The organism is Klebsiella sp. GG_Kp146 (genome assembly GCF_040061975.1).
Lineage (GTDB): Bacteria > Pseudomonadota > Gammaproteobacteria > Enterobacterales > Enterobacteriaceae > Klebsiella > Klebsiella quasipneumoniae.
Genome location: NZ_JBEAHA010000002.1, coordinates 389,236 through 406,361 on the forward strand (window position 1 = coordinate 389,236; position 17,126 = coordinate 406,361).

Below are 17,126 nucleotides of genomic sequence, written 5' to 3' on the forward strand. Positions count from 1 at the left end.
GGAGAGCGGATGCTTTATTTAACTCAACGTCTGGAGACCCCCGCCGCCGCGACCGCCAGCGTTACGCTGCCGATTGATGTTCGCGTCAAAAGCCGGGTAAAAGTCACCCTCAACGATGGCCGGGAAGCCGGCCTGCTGCTGCCCCGCGGGCTGCTGCTGCGCGGCGGCGATGTGCTCAGCAACGAAGACGGCACCGAATTTGTGCAGGTGATTGCCGCTGATGAAGGAGTGTCGGTGGTGCGCTGCGACGATCCGTTTATGCTGGCGAAGGCCTGCTACCACCTCGGCAATCGTCACGTACCGCTGCAGATCATGCCGGGCGAGCTGCGCTACCATCACGATCACGTGCTGGACGATATGCTGCGCCAGTTCGGCCTGACGGTGACCTTTGGCCAGCTGCCGTTCGAGCCGGAAGCCGGCGCTTACGCCAGCGAAAGCCACGGTCATCATCATGCTCATCATGACCACCACGCTCACAGCCACTAGCATGTCGACAGTGGAACAACGTCTGCGGCTGATGCAGCTGGCCAGCAGCAACCTGCCGGTAGGGGGTTACAGCTGGTCCCAGGGGCTGGAGTGGGCTGTGGAAGCCGGATGGGTGCCGGACGTCGCGGCCTTCGAGCGCTGGCAGCGACGGCAGATGACGGAAGGCTTTTTTACCGTCGACCTGCCGCTGTTCGCCCGCCTGTACCGCGCCTGCGAACAAGGCGATATCGCCGCGGCCCGGCGCTGGACGGCTTATCTGCTGGCCTGCCGGGAGACCCGTGAACTGCGGGAGGAAGAGCGCAACCGCGGCGCGGCGTTTGCCCGCCTGCTTGGCGACTGGCAGCCGGACTGTCCACCGCCGTGGCGCACGCTGTGCCAGCAAAGCCAGCTCGCCGGGATGGCCTGGCTCGGCGTGCGCTGGCGCATCGCGCTGCCCGAGATGGCCCTAAGCCTGGGCTACAGCTGGATTGAGAGCGCCGTGATGGCCGGCGTTAAGCTGGTGCCCTTCGGCCAGCAGGCCGCTCAACAGCTGATTTTACGTCTTTGCGACCACTACGCGGCGGCGATGCCCCGCGCGCTGGCCGCGCCGGACGGCGATATCGGATCGGCCACGCCGCTCGCCGCCATCGCCTCTGCCCGGCATGAAACTCAATACTCCCGATTATTCCGTTCCTAGGAGAAGCCATGAATTCTTATAAACACCCGCTGCGCGTCGGCGTTGGCGGCCCGGTCGGCTCCGGTAAAACCGCCCTGCTGGAAGCGCTGTGCAAAGCGATGCGCGATACCTGGCAGCTGGCGGTGGTCACCAATGACATCTACACCAAAGAAGATCAGCGCATCCTCACTGAAGCGGGCGCGCTGGCGCCTGAACGCATTGTCGGGGTGGAAACCGGCGGCTGCCCGCACACGGCGATCCGTGAAGATGCCTCGATGAACCTCGCCGCGGTGGAAGCGCTGAGTGAAAAGTTCGGTAACCTCGACCTTATCTTCGTGGAAAGCGGCGGCGATAACCTGAGCGCCACCTTCAGCCCGGAGCTGGCGGATCTGACCATCTATGTTATCGACGTGGCCGAAGGGGAGAAGATCCCGCGCAAAGGCGGGCCGGGGATCACCAAATCCGATTTTCTGGTGATCAATAAAACCGACCTTGCCCCCTATGTGGGCGCTTCACTGGAGGTGATGGCGAGCGATACCCAGCGTATGCGCGGCGATCGCCCATGGACCTTCACCAACCTGAAGCGTGGCGACGGCCTGAGCACCATTATTGCCTTCCTCGAAGACAAAGGCATGCTCGGCAAATAGGCCTTTTGCACCAGCCGGGCGCAAGCGCGTCCGGATGGTGCAGCTCCTGCCCTCTCTTCTGTCACTCTGCACCACCCTCCCCGCCACGCCTGCCCTGCAATATGGCATAAGGTTTGCTAATTCAAGTCATGCCTAACCATTAAGGAATGACTATGTCATCACTGGATCTCAACCCTGAATTACCCGCGACCGCGCGGACTTCCGGCTCCCGGGAAACCTTAGAAGATTACACCTTACGTTACGCCCCGCTGAGCTTCCGCCGCTGGGGACCGGGCGTCGTCGCGGTCACGGCGCTGGGCGGCATCGCCTATCTGGCGGACTTTTCCATCGGCGCCAGCATCGGTATGGCCTGGGGCACCAGCAACGCCATCTATTCGATCCTGGTGGCGGCGCTGGTGATCTTCCTCACCGGCATTCCGTTGGCGATCACCGCCGCGCGCTACAACATTGACCTTGACCTGATCACCCGCAGCGCCGGCTTCGGCTATTTCGGCTCGGTGATCACCAGCATTATTTTTGCCGGCTTCACCTTTATCTTCTTCGCCCTCGAAGGCTCGATCATGGCCCAGGGGCTGCTGGTGGGCCTCGGGATCCCGCTGTGGATGGGGTATCTGATCGCCACCCTGATGGTGCTCCCGCTGGTGGTCTATGGCATGAAAGCCCTGACCCGCCTGCAGGTGTGGACCACTCCGCTGTGGCTGGTGCTGATGGTGGTGCCGGTGGTGTGGCTGATTGTCAAGGATCCGCAGCTGGTGGACGGCTTCCTGCATTTCGCCGGTAAAAACAGCGCGTCGACGGTGGATATCACCGCCATCATGCTCGGCGCCGGGGTATGCCTGTCGCTGATCATGCAGATTGGCGAGCAAATTGATTACCTGCGCTTTATGCCGCCTAAAACCGCTGAGAACCGTAAAGCCTGGTGGCTGGCGGTCTTTTCCGCCGGCCCGGGCTGGGTGGTGCTAGGCGCGATCAAACAGATTATCGGCGCCTTCCTCGGCTTCTATCTGTTGACCCGTTTCCCGGCGGTACACAATACCGAACCGGTGCAGCAGTTCGTCAGCGTCTTCGATAACCTGGTGCCCGGCTGGCTGGCTCTGACGCTGGCGGTGGTGCTGGTGGTGATCTCGCAGATCAAAATTAACGTCACCAATGCCTATTCCGGCTCGCTGGCGTGGACCAGCGCCTGGACCCGCACCACCAAACGCTATCCGGGGCGGATTATTTTTGTGGTGGTCAACCTGGCGATTGCCCTGGCGCTGATGGAAGGCGATATGTTCAGCGCCCTGTCGTGGATCCTCGGCTTTTACTCCAACTTCGCCATCGCCTGGGTCGTGGTGGTGGCGACCGACATCACCTTTAATAAAGGCTTACTCAAGCTGGCGCCGGCGCAGCCGGAGTATCGTCGCGGCATGATCTACAACGTGAACCCGGTGGGCGTAGTCTCCTTTGGCCTGGCCGCCGGGCTGTCGATCTGCGCCTTCTTCGGCCTGCTGGGGACGACGCTGGCGCCGTTCTCGCCGCTGATTGCGCTGGTCGTCGCCTTTGTCATGACCCCGCTGATGGGGATCCTCACCCGCGGGCGCTACTATATTAAGCAGAGAGATGACGGGATCGCCGAACCGCGCTATGACGCGGCGGGGAACGCCTCGACCACCGTATATCAATGCGTTAGCTGTGAGGAAGAGTACGAGCGCCCGGACGTGATGCACTCGCATAAGCATCAGGGCGCCATCTGCTCGCTGTGTAAAAGTATGGAGTAGTCAGGAAGGCAGGCCGACGTGACGTCGGCCTGTGTCAGGACGCTTTAGGCGGCAGGCAGCTCGGCCAGCGGCCAGCGCGGGCGGACCGTCACGCCAAGCTCGGCTTTGGCGCCGGTTTGCAGACGCACCATGCCGGCGTAGGCGATCATCGCGCCGTTATCGGTACAGAACTCAGGGCGGGCGTAGAACACCTCGCCGCCGCGTTTTTGCATCATCTCCGCCAGCTTCGCCCGCAGGGTGCGGTTGGCGCTCACGCCTCCCGCCATCACCAGACGCTTAAAGCCGGTTTGCTCCAGCGCGCGGCGACATTTAATCATTAGCGTATCGACGACCGCATCCTCAAACGCGCGGGCGATGTCGGCGCGGGTTTGCTCATCGTCGCCGTTGCTGCGAATGGTATTGGCGGCGAAGGTTTTCAGACCGGAGAAGCTGAAGTCCAGCCCCGGACGGTCGGTCATCGGACGCGGGAAGACGAAGCGGCCTTCAGTACCCTGGGACGCCATTTTCGACAGCATCGGCCCGCCGGGATAATCCAGCCCCAGCAGTTTCGCGGTTTTATCAAAGGCTTCGCCCGCCGCATCGTCAATCGACTCGCCCAGCAGCTCGTACTGGCCGATGCCGGTGACGCTGATCAGCTGAGTATGACCGCCGGAGACCAGCAGCGCGACGAACGGGAACGCTGGCGGGTTATCTTCCAGCATCGGCGCCAGCAGGTGCCCTTCCATATGGTGTACCGGAATCGCCGGCACGTTCCAGGCGAAGGCCAGCGACCGGCCCACGGTGGCGCCGACCAGCAGCGCCCCCACCAGGCCAGGACCCGCCGTATAGGCGACGGCATCGATATCTTTCGCCGTCAGACCGGCCTCTTTCAGCGCCGCCTGGATAAGCGGCACCGTTTTGCGCACGTGGTCGCGCGATGCCAGCTCCGGCACCACGCCGCCGTAGTCCGCATGCAGTTTCACCTGACTATACAGTTGGTTGGCTAACAGACCTTGCTGGTCGTCATAAATCGCGATGCCGGTTTCATCGCAGGATGTTTCAATGCCCAGTACACGCATGAGTTGTTTTACCTCGCTTCAATACCGCGCAGTGTAGGTCCAATGACCGGCGATGTAAAACTTTGCTCACCCCTGGTGCTCTCTTCGTGTATACTCCTCACCCTTATAAAAGTCCCTTTCAAAAAAGGCGCCGGTGCTTTACAAAGCAGCAGTAGTTGCAGTAAAATTCCGCACCATTTTGAAATAAGCTGGCATTGCGGCCAGCGGCAAACCGAATTAATCAAAGGTGAGAGGCACATGCCGGTAATTAAAGTACGTGAAAACGAGCCGTTCGACGTAGCTCTGCGTCGCTTCAAGCGTTCCTGCGAAAAAGCAGGTGTTCTGGCGGAAGTTCGTCGTCGTGAGTTCTATGAAAAACCGACTACCGAACGTAAGCGCGCTAAAGCTTCTGCAGTGAAACGTCACGCGAAGAAACTGGCTCGCGAAAACGCACGCCGTACTCGTCTGTACTAATCTGTTGAGAGCGACGCTCTCAATTCAGACCGAGTTGTAGTTGTAAGGCCGTGCTTCCGAAAGGAATGCGCGGCTTATTTTCGTTTATAGTCATCAGAAATAACGGGGCTTATGGCTGGACGAATTCCACGTGTATTTATTAGCGATCTGCTTGCCAGAACCGACATCGTCGATCTGATCGATGCGCGGGTAAAGCTGAAAAAGCAGGGCAAAAATTTTCACGCGTGCTGTCCGTTCCATAACGAAAAAACCCCCTCTTTCACCGTCAACGGTGAAAAACAGTTTTACCACTGCTTCGGCTGCGGGGCGCACGGCAATGCTATCGATTTCCTGATGAACTACGACAAGCTCGAGTTCGTGGAAACGGTCGAAGAGCTGGCCGCCATGCATAACCTCGAAGTGCCTTATGAAGCAGGCAACGGACCCAGCCAGATAGAGCGCCATCAACGGCAGAACCTCTACCAGTTACTGGATGGTCTGAATACGTTTTATCAACAGTCTCTGATGCAGCCCGCCGCCGACCCTGCGCGCCAGTACCTGGCAAAACGGGGGTTAAGCAGCGAGGTGATTACGCGCTTTGCCATCGGCTATGCTCCCCCAGGTTGGGATAACGTTTTAAAACGTTTTGGCGGCAATCAGGAAAACCGCCAGTCGCTTATTGATGCCGGCATGCTGGTTACCAACGATCAGGGACGCAGTTACGACCGCTTCCGCGAACGGGTAATGTTTCCCATCCGCGATAAGCGAGGCCGGGTGATTGGGTTTGGCGGACGGGTGCTGGGCGATGCCCTGCCGAAGTATCTCAACTCCCCGGAAACCGACATATTCCATAAAGGCCGTCAGCTGTATGGCCTGTATGAAGCGCAGCAGGACAACCCCGAACCACCGCGGTTGCTGGTTGTCGAAGGCTATATGGACGTCGTGGCGCTGGCGCAGTACGACATCAACTATGCTGTCGCCTCGCTGGGTACCTCGACCACAGCCGACCATATCCAGCTGCTGTTCCGGGTGACCAATAACGTCATCTGCTGCTACGACGGCGACCGGGCCGGCCGCGATGCCGCCTGGCGCGCGCTGGAGACGGCGCTGCCGTACATGACCGATGGTCGCCAGCTGCGCTTTATGTTTCTGCCTGACGGCGAAGACCCGGATACGCTGGTGCGTAAAGAGGGCAAAGCGGCGTTCGAGGCGCGGATGGAGCAGGCTCAGCCGCTCTCCACGTTCTTGTTTAACAGCCTGCTGCCGCAGGTCGACCTCAGCACGCCGGACGGGCGCGCGCAGCTGAGCACGCTGGCGCTGCCGCTGATAACCCAGGTGCCGGGCGAAACCCTGCGCATCTATTTGCGTCAGGAGCTGGGCAACAAGCTGGGCATTTTAGATGACGCCCAGCTTGAACGTTTAATGCCAAAACAGGCGGAAAATGGCGCGCCGCGCCCCGCACCACAGCTAAAACGCACGACCATGCGTATACTGATAGGACTGCTGGTGCAAAACCCGGATTTGGCGCCGTTAGTCCCACCGCTGGAGGGGCTGGACTCGCGCAAAATGCCGGGGCTGAGCCTGTTCGGCGAGCTGGTGAAAAGCTGTCTGGCGCAGCCTGGTCTGACAACCGGGCAACTTTTAGAGCAATATCGCGGCACAAAAGAGGCCGCAACCCTTGAAAAACTGTCGATGTGGGACGATATAGCAGATAAAGATATCGCTGAACAAACCTTCACCGACTCGCTCAACCATATGTTTGATTCACTGCTGGAACTGCGACAGGAAGAGTTGATAGCTCGCGATCGCACACACGGTTTAAGCAGTGAGGAACGCCGGGAGCTCTGGACCATCAGCCAGGAGCTGGCGAAAAAATAAATGACAGACTAAGTCATTCACGTTGCATTGATGCAGCAGCAGAACGCAGAGCAACGTGAAGGACACCGTATTTAACGGCTTAAGTGCCGAGTATCGATCGGGAAGCCCCCGACAGCCGCGCAGAGGCGCAGCGGCAATAATATAAGTACGCCCTCGCTTTAAATGTCGACAGCCCGCCTGCCGACACCAATCAAACGAATTAAGTGTGGATACCGTCTTATGGAGCAAAACCCGCAGTCACAGCTGAAGCTTCTTGTCCAACGTGGTAAGGAGCAAGGCTATCTGACCTATGCCGAGGTCAATGACCATCTGCCGGAAGATATCGTCGATTCCGATCAGATCGAAGACATCATCCAAATGATCAACGACATGGGCATTCAGGTGATGGAAGAAGCACCGGATGCCGATGATCTGATGCTTGCCGAAAACACCGCGGATGAAGATGCTGCCGAAGCCGCCGCGCAGGTGCTCTCCAGCGTGGAATCCGAAATCGGGCGCACGACCGACCCGGTGCGCATGTACATGCGTGAAATGGGTACCGTAGAGCTGCTGACCCGTGAAGGCGAAATCGACATCGCCAAACGCATCGAAGACGGCATCAACCAGGTGCAGTGCTCCGTTGCCGAATATCCGGAAGCGATCACCTACCTGCTTGAGCAGTACGACCGCGTTGAAGCGGAAGAAGCCCGTCTGTCCGATCTGATCACCGGTTTCGTCGATCCGAACGCCGAAGAAGATATGGCGCCGACCGCCACCCACGTTGGCTCCGAGCTGTCTCAGGAAGAGATGGATGACGACGAAGACGAAGACGAAGATGACGACGCCGACGACAACAGCGATGACGACAACAGCATCGACCCTGAGCTGGCCCGTGAGAAGTTCGCCGAGCTGCGTACCCAGTACGAGCTGACGCGCGACACCATCAAAGCCAAAGGTCGTAGCCATGCCGCCGCCCAGGAAGAGATCCTGAAGCTGTCCGAAGTCTTCAAGCAGTTCCGCCTGGTGCCGAAGCAGTTCGATTACCTGGTCAACAGCATGCGTAGCATGATGGATCGCGTTCGTACTCAGGAACGTATCATCATGAAGCTGTGCGTTGAGCAGTGCAAAATGCCGAAGAAAAACTTCATCACCCTGTTCACCGGCAACGAAACCAGCGAAACCTGGTTCAACGCCGCGGTGGCGATGAACAAGCCGTGGTCCGAGAAGCTGCTGGAAGTGAAAGAAGACGTGCAGCGCGGCCTGCAGAAGCTACAGCAGATCGAAGAAGAGACCGGCCTGACCATCGAGCAGGTGAAGGATATCAACCGTCGCATGTCCATCGGTGAAGCGAAAGCCCGCCGGGCGAAGAAAGAGATGGTGGAAGCGAACCTGCGTCTGGTTATCTCGATCGCCAAGAAATACACCAACCGCGGTCTGCAGTTCCTCGACCTGATTCAGGAAGGCAACATCGGTCTGATGAAAGCGGTTGATAAGTTCGAATACCGTCGCGGCTATAAGTTCTCGACCTACGCCACCTGGTGGATCCGTCAGGCCATTACCCGCTCCATCGCGGATCAGGCGCGCACCATCCGTATTCCGGTGCATATGATTGAGACCATCAACAAGCTCAACCGTATCTCCCGCCAGATGCTGCAGGAGATGGGCCGTGAACCGACCCCGGAAGAGCTGGCTGAGCGCATGCTGATGCCGGAAGACAAGATCCGTAAAGTGCTGAAGATCGCCAAAGAGCCTATCTCCATGGAAACGCCGATCGGCGACGATGAAGATTCGCATCTGGGGGATTTCATCGAGGATACCACCCTCGAGCTGCCGCTGGATTCCGCGACCACCGAGAGCCTGCGCGCGGCAACGCACGACGTGCTGGCCGGCCTCACCGCTCGTGAAGCGAAAGTCCTGCGTATGCGTTTCGGTATCGACATGAACACCGACCACACGCTGGAAGAAGTGGGTAAACAGTTCGACGTTACTCGCGAACGTATCCGTCAGATCGAAGCGAAGGCGCTGCGTAAACTGCGCCACCCGAGCCGTTCTGAAGTGCTGCGTAGCTTCCTCGACGATTAATCGTCGCCAGCCGATTAAAAAGCTCCCTGCGGGGAGCTTTTTTTATGGCGTTTCGCTGGTCGCTCGGGGAAAGTCGCCCCTCTCCGCTACTGGCCGCGGGTCGCCAGGGCATCATCCAGTTCACGATAGGCTGCCACCAGCTTATCGAGCGTCGCCCGATTTAAGCCGCTGGGATTGGGCAGCACCCACACCTGGGTCGTGCCGATGGTCATGGCCTGTTTCCCCCACTTCGCGCCGCGCTGGTTAAAGGCCAGCTCGAAGGCCTGCTTGCCGAGCACCGCCAGCGCCTGCGGCTGATACTCCTCAATCTTCCTCACCAGCTCACGGCCGCCGCTGCGCAGCTCCTGCAGGGCGACCTCGCTGGCCTGCACCGTCGGACGCTCAACCAGCATGGTGATGCCGCAGCGCGTATCCAGCAGCTGCAGCTCCTCTTCCGGCCTGAGCTGTCGGTCGGTAAACCCGGCCTGATGGATGACCTTCCAGAAGCGATTGCCAGGATGGGCAAAATGAAAGCCGGTATGGGCGGAGGACTTCCCCGGGTTGATACCGCAAAAGACAACGCGCAGGCCAGGCGCAAGGATATCGCTAATCATGTTTTCTCCGGCTGTATGGCTAAAACATGATTATAAAGGATTGAAAATGCATTGTTTATAAAAACAGCAGCTGCGCGCTTTACGCTGGATTGCAACCGTCAGTTACTTTATAATCCCTCGCCACGGCCCCTTAGCTCAGTGGTTAGAGCAGGCGACTCATAATCGCTTGGTCGTTGGTTCAAACCCAACAGGGGCCACCAAATTTTAGCAGTAAATACATACAGTTAGGCCACTCGAAAGAGTGGCTTTTTTGTTTCTAAATTTTAGAATAGCGATAAAATGGCAACATAAGCCGTTGAGCAATGCGCGTGGTCAGCATTTTCTTGCCATTCCGCTAAGAGGATAAAAAATCCGTTATCGCGAAAAGGAAAATTTACGCTTACGCTAAAATAGACAGTGCTCTATCCTGGCAAAAGTTTGCGCAGGCCATCTGCGTTGCCCACCTCCCGAAGCCAGTCCATCATTGCCGCGTTCCTGTTTACTCTGTCTTACTACGCAAGGTCGGCATAAAACGCCTTTCATTCCCTCAACGCTGGAATTCATACTGCTCACGATAACTTTAACAATTCAGGCCAATTTCCGAAAAATACCCCTTCCCTGTACCAGCTGATCAAAATCAACGCCCCCCTCTCGCTCCTCTTATATATAACCCGTTGACTCACAAAAAGGATGAAATGATGAAAATACGGGATATATCAATCAGTACCTGTCTGGCACTGTTATTAATGGGTTGCGTAGCTAAACCGCCAATGGCGACGGAAAGTGAAATGAAAGAGGCCGCCGCCTTTGCTTTTAATGTCGATGCTTCACAGGTGACAATTTCCGATGCGAAGCAGCAGGATGTGAAAACCAATTTTGTGGCCACCATCGGCAAAACCAGCCATCGATGCTATGTGACAAAAGCCGCCGAGCCGAAACTTTACGGACTGATCCCGCTGGGCGGCGGCAGTACCGTCTCGGATGCCATCTGTGCCGGCAGCAACCCGACGCCAGCCAGCAAAACCTGCGACGCTCTCTCGAAAAAAGCGGGCCGCTGCTGAGCCTTTGCGCAGGAGAAGGCTGCTAACTGCACATTTAGTCACTTTTTCTGCCGCTTTATCGCGGTCGCTTAATTTAGCGACCGCACCTGCTGATAAGAATTGAGCCGTTCCCGCAGCGAAGTCAGCCAGGCATCTGGCTCCTGACGGCAGATTTCGGTGAGGATCGGCGTCAGCACCAGCTCGGCTTCATGGAAGTCGGTCCACTCCGGCGGCTGCAGGGAAAAAGGATCATTCATCAGCCAGATCACCATCGGCGTCCAGGTGCGCGGATCCAGCTGCAGATAATCCTGACAGCGCATCATATCGCGCGTCCGCGCCTCAGCGGGCGAGGCGTCCTTACCCACCGCGGCGCTACTCATTGCCACGAGTATTATTCCTGCCATTAGACGTTTCCAAACCCATTTTTGCCAAAGGGCGAGCTTCACTTTTGCCATTGTTATTATTTTACCTGCCAGTTGTCACCGGACGATATTCCCGACAACTCACCTTAAAAAGAGCAGATTAATCGTTTGCATTTTTTTTAATACCAGACAGCGCTGAAGTAAGCGAACGCCTGTTCCTACAGCTGTCATCCAGATATGCAAATATATTCAGCGAAGGGTTCGCCCAGAATATCTTCCCCGGGCGAAAACGATTTGTGTTACAATTGCGCCTTATTACGGCATCGATAAAAATAACCCCCGCCGCACCTGCACCAGACATCGCCCTTCTTTTTCATATCAGGATTTACGCCCCCATGAATGCGATAATCATTGACGATCATCCATTGGCACGTATCGCCATTCGCAACCTACTCGATACCAACGGTATTACCGTCGCGGCAGAGCTCGACAGCGGCGCTCATGCGGTGCAGGCCGCCGAAACGATGCAGCCTGACCTGCTGATCGTTGACGTCGATATTCCGGAGCTCAGCGGCATCGACGTTCTTGAGCAGCTGCGCAAACGCCGCTACCAGGGAAAAATTATCGTCATTTCCGCCAAAAATGAACGGTTCTACGGCAAACGCAGCGCCGACTGCGGGGCCAATGGTTTTGTGAGTAAAAAAGAGGGAATGAATAATATCCTCGCCGCGATCGAGGCGGCCAATAATGGCTACAGCTATTTCCCCTTTTCACTGGAGCGCTTCTGCACCCACGGCATCACCGATCAGGACCGGCTGGATACGCTGTCAACGCAGGAGATGAAAGTCTTCCGCTATATCCTCAGCGGCGTCGACTACACCACCATCGGCAGCAAAATGAATATCAGCAATAAGACGGTCAGCACCTATAAGGTCCGTCTGATGGATAAATTAGGCTGCAGCTCCCTGCTTGAGCTTTATGACTTTGCGCAACGCAATAAAATAGGGTGATGCCATGGTCGTTCGTCTTATTTTATCCCTGATTGTCGGACTGGCGCTAAGCCACTCCCCCGCCGCGTTTGCCATGAAGCAACTGGAGCTGAAAAGCCATGCCCACATTGCGGCAATCGACATTCCGCTTAACGATACGGAAAAGGTCTGGCTGGCCGCCCGGCCGACGCTGACCGTCGGCACCTGGCTGCCTGAGATGACGCCTATCGTCTACGACAGCGACGAGGAGAGCTATCAGGGAATTAACGCCGACTATCTGGCGCTAATGGCGCACAGCCTCGGGTTGAAGGTGGTTATCCGCCAATATGACACCGAGCAGCAGGCGCTGGCCGCCCTGGCCGACCGCCAGGTGGATACCCTGCTCACTCAGGTGGCGCACCGGGATGCGCTCGCCCCGGGACTGACGCACACCGCACCGCTGATCAAAACCTGGCCGACGCTGGTCACCTCGCTAAAATCCCCCCTGCCGCCGCTGACCACCGACCGCCGCGTCACGCTGGCCTGCACCCGCGATTGCGCCTTTTTCGATATCATTCAGCAGGCGTTTCCCAACGCCAAAATCACCCTTTACGATAGCGACTATCAGGCTCTCGCCTCGGTGGTCAGCGGCGAGAATCAGTATTTCATCGGCAACAACATCACCACCGGCCACTGCATCTCGAAATATTTCTCGCAATCGCTGGTCATCGCACACTATTTTCGTCAGCAGGAGCAGCACAACCGCTTTGTCACCCGCGAGGATCGACCGGCGCTGCACCAGCTCCTTGACCGTTTTATCCACGCTATCGACAGCGATACCGCGATGCGGATCATGCAAAACTGGCTCAACCGCGGCGATCTGTCATTTCTCAATACGCCGCTATCCTTTAGCGCCGAAGAGCAGCGCTGGCTACAGAAGCATCGTCGCGTCCGCCTGCTGGTCAACCCCTATTTTCCGCCTTTTACTCTGGTGGATGACGAGGACGAGCTGCGCGGCATTATGGCCGATATGCTGAATATTTTCTCGCTACAGACCGGGCTGCAGTTTGACCCCATCCTGGTGCGCAACCGTCAGGATCTGGCAAAGCGGATGGAAAAAGAGGACTGGGCGATCATGCCCGCCGTGACCCTGACCCCACAGCCGCAGGCCTACGTCACCCTGAGCGACCCGCTGATTAACGTGGCTTTTGTGCTGGTCGCCCGCGGCAGCGCCCCCGACCCACATCTGCTGGCCCGCCCGGCGCGGATCGCCCTGCCAGTGGGGCCAATCGCCGCCCACGACCTGAAAGCGCGCTTTCCACAGGTTGACTGGGTGGAGACGGATAACGTTGGCGTCGCGATGAAGATGGTGGAGGAAGGCGAGGTGGATGCCGCGGTAGCGTCGGAGCTTTCCGCCCGCTATATGATCGACCACTATTATCCACAGGGTCTGCACTACGCCCGCATCGACGGACTCCCGGTCGCCGCCATTCGGCTGGCGATCCCGCGCGATGAGCCGGTGCTGGCCGCCATCCTCAGCAAAGCGCTGCAGGCTATTCCGCCGCGGGATATTCTGCAGATGACCGAGAAGTGGTCGAAAATTTCCAGCCAGCAAATAGAGAACTGGAGCCAGTACAGCCGCCAGTTTTACCAGCTGATCGCCTTCGCGCTGGTGCTGATCGCCATCAGCCTCGGGTGGGGACTCTCCCTGTGCCGGGAAGTGCGCAAACGTAAAGACTCTCAGCAGCGGCTGGAGGAGGAGCTGGCGCAGAAGGAGGTCCTCTCCTGCGCCCTGGAGCGGGAAAAAGACAAAGCGATTCAGGCGACAAAAGCCAAGAGTCGCTTTCTGGCCAGCATGAGCCACGAGCTGCGCACGCCGGTGAGCGCCATCGTCGGCTTTCTGGAACTGCTGGCGAAACCGGAGCTGAACGTCGGTCAGCGTAAAGAGGCGATCGAGCTGGCGGGGTCGACGGCGCAAACCCTGCTGGGGCTGATCGGTAATATTCTCGATATCGACAAGATTGAGTCGGGAAAATACCAGATCACCCCGCAGTGGAGCGATGTCGCACAGGTCGTGTCGCAGCAGTGTCACACCTTCGGCGCGCTGGCGCAGCAAAAGGGGATCGCGCTCCACGACCATAACTCGCTACAGGAGGGGACCATGCTGTGGATCGACCCGCAGGCGCTGCGGCAAATCCTCAATAATCTCATCGGCAATGCGCTGAAGTTTACCACCGAGGGCGCGATTCAGGTCGACTGCCGGCTGACGCAAGCGGATGAGACGCAGGGGGAGCTGACCCTCATCATTAGCGACAGCGGCTGCGGGATCGGCGAAGAAGAGCAGACCACTCTCTTTCACCGTTATGCCCAGGCGCGCCAGGGGCGCAAACAGACCGGTTCCGGCCTGGGTCTGGTCATTTGCCAGGAGCTGGTCGCACTCATGCAGGGCCGACTGGAGATGGTTAGCCATCCTGGCGTGGGGACCACCTTCACCATCACCCTGCCAGTCAAGGTGAGTCGCTGCGCCGTTCGCGCGCCGAAGGCGTTGCCGGCCAGGCAGCAGGCCTTGCCCGGGCTGTCGATATTGATAGCCGACGACCATCCCACCAACCGGCTGCTGCTCAAGCGCCAGCTCAGCACTATCGGCTATAGCGTCGATGAAGCCTGCGACGGTGAAGAGGCGGAGAATAAGCTCGCTGGCAAACATTACGATCTGCTAATCACGGACCTCAATATGCCGAAGAAAGATGGCCTGGCGCTGGCGGCGTCGCTACGTCGGCGCTACCCGGACCTGATGATTTGGGGGGTGACCGCCAGCGCGCTGCCGCAGTCGCGGGAGGCCTGTCTGGCCAGCGGCATGAATATGTGTCTGTTTAAGCCAGTGTCGGTTCAGACGCTGAGCCACGAGCTGAGCCGTTTAGCGGTGGGCCACGCATCGCCAAACGTCGCCCGACACCTGTGGCTCAGCGTGCTGACCGAAAATACCGGGGGAGACCAGGCGCTGATGACTGAGATGCTGGAGACGTTCCGCGATGCGTCGGCCGCGGATTTACAGGCTGCCGGACAGGCAATCGCCCGGCATGAGCCGCAGATCTTTCTGCGAGCGCTGCACCGTCTGCACGGTTCAGCGCAAATTCTGGGGATTACTGCGCTGCAAGCGCTGTGCGCCCCTTTTGAGGCGAAGCGGCCTGACTCGCTAACGCCGGCAAGCTGTCTGGAGGTGGTACAGCGCATCACCGGCGTCATGCGCGAGATCGATGGCGAAATCGACGCCCTGATCGGCCGCTAGCCGTTCCGGTCGGGCAGTCCGCCTGCCCGACCGTTAAGGGGACATCCTTGTCAGTTTCTTCCTCTGCGCTCTCTCAGGGTGGAACAGGTATCAGTTGCCTGCCACCAGCATCTCGCTGTCCACCACGATGCCCTCTTCAGCGCCTTTCAGCACCAGATTCGCTTCGTAATATTTTCCAGCTTTCAGCAGGTCTTGCGCCTGCGCCACCGCCTTACGGGTCTGGTTGAGCGGCATCAGATACTGGTTCTCAATTACGCCAATACCGGCCAGACGGAGGGTATCGATAGCCCCTTTCTGATCGCCTTTCGCCAGTTTTTCGTTAGCGGATTTAATGGCACTCTCTTTTTCCGGCGTGGCTACATAGTCTTCAGACAGAGCGATAGAGGCGTTAATGACCACATAGCGATCGGCGATCATTTTGGCTTTAGCATCGGTTTTCACAAACTTCGCCCAGCTGGCGTCATCGGCGGCCAGCAGCGCGGCGGCGTCGTCAGTCAGTTTTTTAGCGCTATCCGGCTGGCCATGGAACAGCGCCAGACGGGCGAACTGGACATCGCGCATCGCGTTCGCGCCCTGCACTGCCACCTGCAGCACATCGGCGGCTTCTTTCTGCACCTGCGCTGTGGCTGCCGCGGCTGGCGCTGCCGTCGCGCTATCTGCTGCCCACACCGGAGAGGTACCCATCATGGTTGCCAGCAGGCTCGCCAGAATGACTTTTTTCATCGTTAACTCCTGATTAAAATCGGTAAGCATCACCAAACGCAGCCAGCTTAAAAAATATCATGGGCATTGAGAATCAGAGCCCGGAAGGAATATTGCGGGCCTTGTCTGACAGCTGTCAGACAAGGCGTATAAAGTCACCTCAGCGCTCTTATTTACGCCTGCCGATAGCGCGGCCTACTATTTTCCTCAGACCTTTCTTTTGGCCCGCTGAATAAAGCATGACGCATTTTATTCAGCGTCAGGCCGGCAACCGGGATCTGCGGAGAAATTATGTTTATGTTTAGCCATTACACCTTAAATGCGTTTAACCCACGCGTCTTCATTCGATATAAACGGCATGCCGGCTTGATGGCCGCGCTGCTGTTTATCTGCGGGGCCTGTTGCCTGGCCTGGCCGCTGGTCGCCGGCTGGTATCTCGCCACGGTGACCGGCATGTTGTTGATGATCTGCGGCTTCTACTCACTGTACAGCCTGATCGTCTTCCGCCAGCAGCACTGGAAATCACGCCTGGTGGCGCTGATCTTCGCCATCGCCTGGATCGTGCTCGGCCTGAGCTTTGTCGTTAATCCTCTTAACGGCATGAGCAGCCTGGCCCTCTTATTCGGCTTTTTATTTGTTCTCGGCGGTATTTCCCGCATCGTCAACGGATGTCAAACCCGAAAACAAAGCGGCGCCGGCTGGAATATTTTTATCGGCCTGTTGGATTTACTTATCGCCTGCCTGTGGCTGGCCATGAATCCGCAGCAAAGCTGGATATTTATTACCGCCTTTATCGGCGTTGAAATGATATTTAGCGCCATCGGCTTGCTGGTCCTGCGCAATAAAATGAAGCACGCCCAGGCTTAAGCCCTATTTTGTCACTGGAGAAGAAAATGAATTTGCCTAAAGTACTCGTACTGACCGTAGCGGCCACCACATTCTGTCTGATGACCAGCCCGGCGTTCGCGGTTCTGGAAACCACACCGCAGAATATGACCTGTCAGGAGTTTATGGATATGAACCCAAAAAGCATGACCCCGGTGGCCTTCTGGGTGGTGAACCGCAACACCGACTTCAGCGGCGGGGACTACGTCGACTGGCATGAAGTCGAGACCGTTTCGGTGCCGAAAATGTTGCAGCAGTGCCACAAGAACCCCGCCGCCAAACTCGGCGAGCTCAATGTGGTCATCAAGAAATAACCCTGATCCCCGGCGAC

Annotated in this window: 16 protein-coding genes and 1 tRNA gene; 13 read left to right on the forward strand and 4 right to left on the reverse strand. The window is 57.9% G+C overall.

The window, feature by feature from the left end; translation table 11 throughout:
- Positions 1-9 precede the first annotated feature (9 nt).
- The 4 genes from ureE (at position 10) to ABLU95_RS04260 (ending at position 3,548) form a co-directional block, all read left to right on the forward strand.
- Positions 10-486, forward strand: coding sequence for an urease accessory protein UreE (ureE, locus tag ABLU95_RS04245; protein WP_017899736.1), 477 nt, complete (start codon positions 10-12; stop codon positions 484-486).
- A 1-nt stretch (position 487) separates the two neighbouring features.
- Complete coding sequence (locus tag ABLU95_RS04250) at positions 488-1,162, forward strand: urease accessory protein UreF (RefSeq protein WP_348878861.1); 675 nt, start codon at positions 488-490, stop codon at positions 1,160-1,162.
- Between the two features lie 8 nt (positions 1,163-1,170).
- Positions 1,171-1,788, forward strand: coding sequence for an urease accessory protein UreG (gene ureG / locus ABLU95_RS04255; RefSeq protein ID WP_023291043.1), 618 nt, complete (start codon positions 1,171-1,173; stop codon positions 1,786-1,788).
- Positions 1,789-1,940: 152 nt separating this feature from the next.
- Complete coding sequence (locus tag ABLU95_RS04260; RefSeq protein ID WP_032454090.1) at positions 1,941-3,548, forward strand: cytosine permease; 1,608 nt, start codon at positions 1,941-1,943, stop codon at positions 3,546-3,548.
- 44 nt (positions 3,549-3,592) lie between these two features.
- On the opposite strand, the gene tsaD is transcribed toward ABLU95_RS04260, so the two are convergent.
- On the reverse strand, positions 3,593-4,606 hold the full coding sequence (gene tsaD / locus ABLU95_RS04265; RefSeq protein ID WP_002916879.1) for a tRNA (adenosine(37)-N6)-threonylcarbamoyltransferase complex transferase subunit TsaD: 1,014 nt from the start codon (positions 4,604-4,606) through the stop codon (positions 3,593-3,595).
- A gap of 237 nt (positions 4,607-4,843) precedes the next feature.
- On the opposite strand from tsaD, the gene rpsU reads away from it, so the two are divergent.
- From rpsU to rpoD, 3 genes are all read left to right on the forward strand, one after another.
- A complete protein-coding gene (rpsU, locus tag ABLU95_RS04270; RefSeq protein WP_001144069.1) occupies positions 4,844-5,059 on the forward strand; it encodes a 30S ribosomal protein S21 in 216 nt (71 codons plus the stop codon).
- 111 nt (positions 5,060-5,170) lie between these two features.
- Positions 5,171-6,916: a DNA primase gene (gene dnaG / locus ABLU95_RS04275; protein ID WP_017899733.1), complete on the forward strand. Its 1,746-nt coding sequence runs from the start codon at positions 5,171-5,173 to the stop codon at positions 6,914-6,916.
- 219 nt (positions 6,917-7,135) lie between these two features.
- Complete coding sequence (rpoD, locus tag ABLU95_RS04280) at positions 7,136-8,977, forward strand: RNA polymerase sigma factor RpoD (protein WP_008806539.1); 1,842 nt, start codon at positions 7,136-7,138, stop codon at positions 8,975-8,977.
- Between the two features lie 86 nt (positions 8,978-9,063).
- On the opposite strand, the gene mug is transcribed toward rpoD, so the two are convergent.
- A complete protein-coding gene (mug, locus tag ABLU95_RS04285) occupies positions 9,064-9,570 on the reverse strand; it encodes a G/U mismatch-specific DNA glycosylase (protein ID WP_002917636.1) in 507 nt (168 codons plus the stop codon).
- Positions 9,571-9,694: 124 nt separating this feature from the next.
- Between mug and ABLU95_RS04290 the strand changes: the two genes are divergently transcribed.
- Positions 9,695-9,770: transfer RNA gene (locus ABLU95_RS04290), tRNA-Ile, on the forward strand.
- Between the two features lie 567 nt (positions 9,771-10,337).
- Entirely contained in the window at positions 10,338-10,610 is a 273-nt protein-coding gene (locus ABLU95_RS04295) for a hypothetical protein (RefSeq protein ID WP_032691249.1), read from the forward strand.
- Positions 10,611-10,678: 68 nt separating this feature from the next.
- On the opposite strand, the gene ABLU95_RS04300 is transcribed toward ABLU95_RS04295, so the two are convergent.
- The gene (locus ABLU95_RS04300; protein WP_072096603.1) at positions 10,679-11,044 is read right to left on the reverse strand and encodes an HdeA/HdeB family chaperone; all 366 of its coding nucleotides are present in this window, start codon (positions 11,042-11,044) and stop codon (positions 10,679-10,681) included.
- A gap of 302 nt (positions 11,045-11,346) precedes the next feature.
- Between ABLU95_RS04300 and evgA the strand changes: the two genes are divergently transcribed.
- Together evgA and ABLU95_RS04310 are read left to right on the forward strand one after the other, a co-directional pair.
- Entirely contained in the window at positions 11,347-11,961 is a 615-nt protein-coding gene (gene evgA / locus ABLU95_RS04305) for an acid-sensing system DNA-binding response regulator EvgA (protein ID WP_023291050.1), read from the forward strand.
- A gap of 4 nt (positions 11,962-11,965) precedes the next feature.
- On the forward strand, positions 11,966-15,208 hold the full coding sequence (locus tag ABLU95_RS04310; protein WP_348878867.1) for a transporter substrate-binding domain-containing protein: 3,243 nt from the start codon (positions 11,966-11,968) through the stop codon (positions 15,206-15,208).
- Between the two features lie 90 nt (positions 15,209-15,298).
- On the opposite strand, the gene ABLU95_RS04315 is transcribed toward ABLU95_RS04310, so the two are convergent.
- On the reverse strand, positions 15,299-15,961 hold the full coding sequence (locus ABLU95_RS04315; RefSeq protein WP_072096602.1) for a YfdX family protein: 663 nt from the start codon (positions 15,959-15,961) through the stop codon (positions 15,299-15,301).
- 240 nt (positions 15,962-16,201) lie between these two features.
- Here ABLU95_RS04315 and ABLU95_RS04320 point away from each other — a divergent pair, with 240 nt between their 5' ends.
- Both ABLU95_RS04320 and hdeB read left to right on the forward strand, forming a co-directional pair.
- Entirely contained in the window at positions 16,202-16,777 is a 576-nt protein-coding gene (locus ABLU95_RS04320; RefSeq protein WP_023291053.1) for an HdeD family acid-resistance protein, read from the forward strand.
- A gap of 26 nt (positions 16,778-16,803) precedes the next feature.
- Complete coding sequence (hdeB, locus tag ABLU95_RS04325) at positions 16,804-17,109, forward strand: acid-activated periplasmic chaperone HdeB (protein WP_101992807.1); 306 nt, start codon at positions 16,804-16,806, stop codon at positions 17,107-17,109.
- The last annotated feature ends 17 nt before the right edge of the window (positions 17,110-17,126 follow it).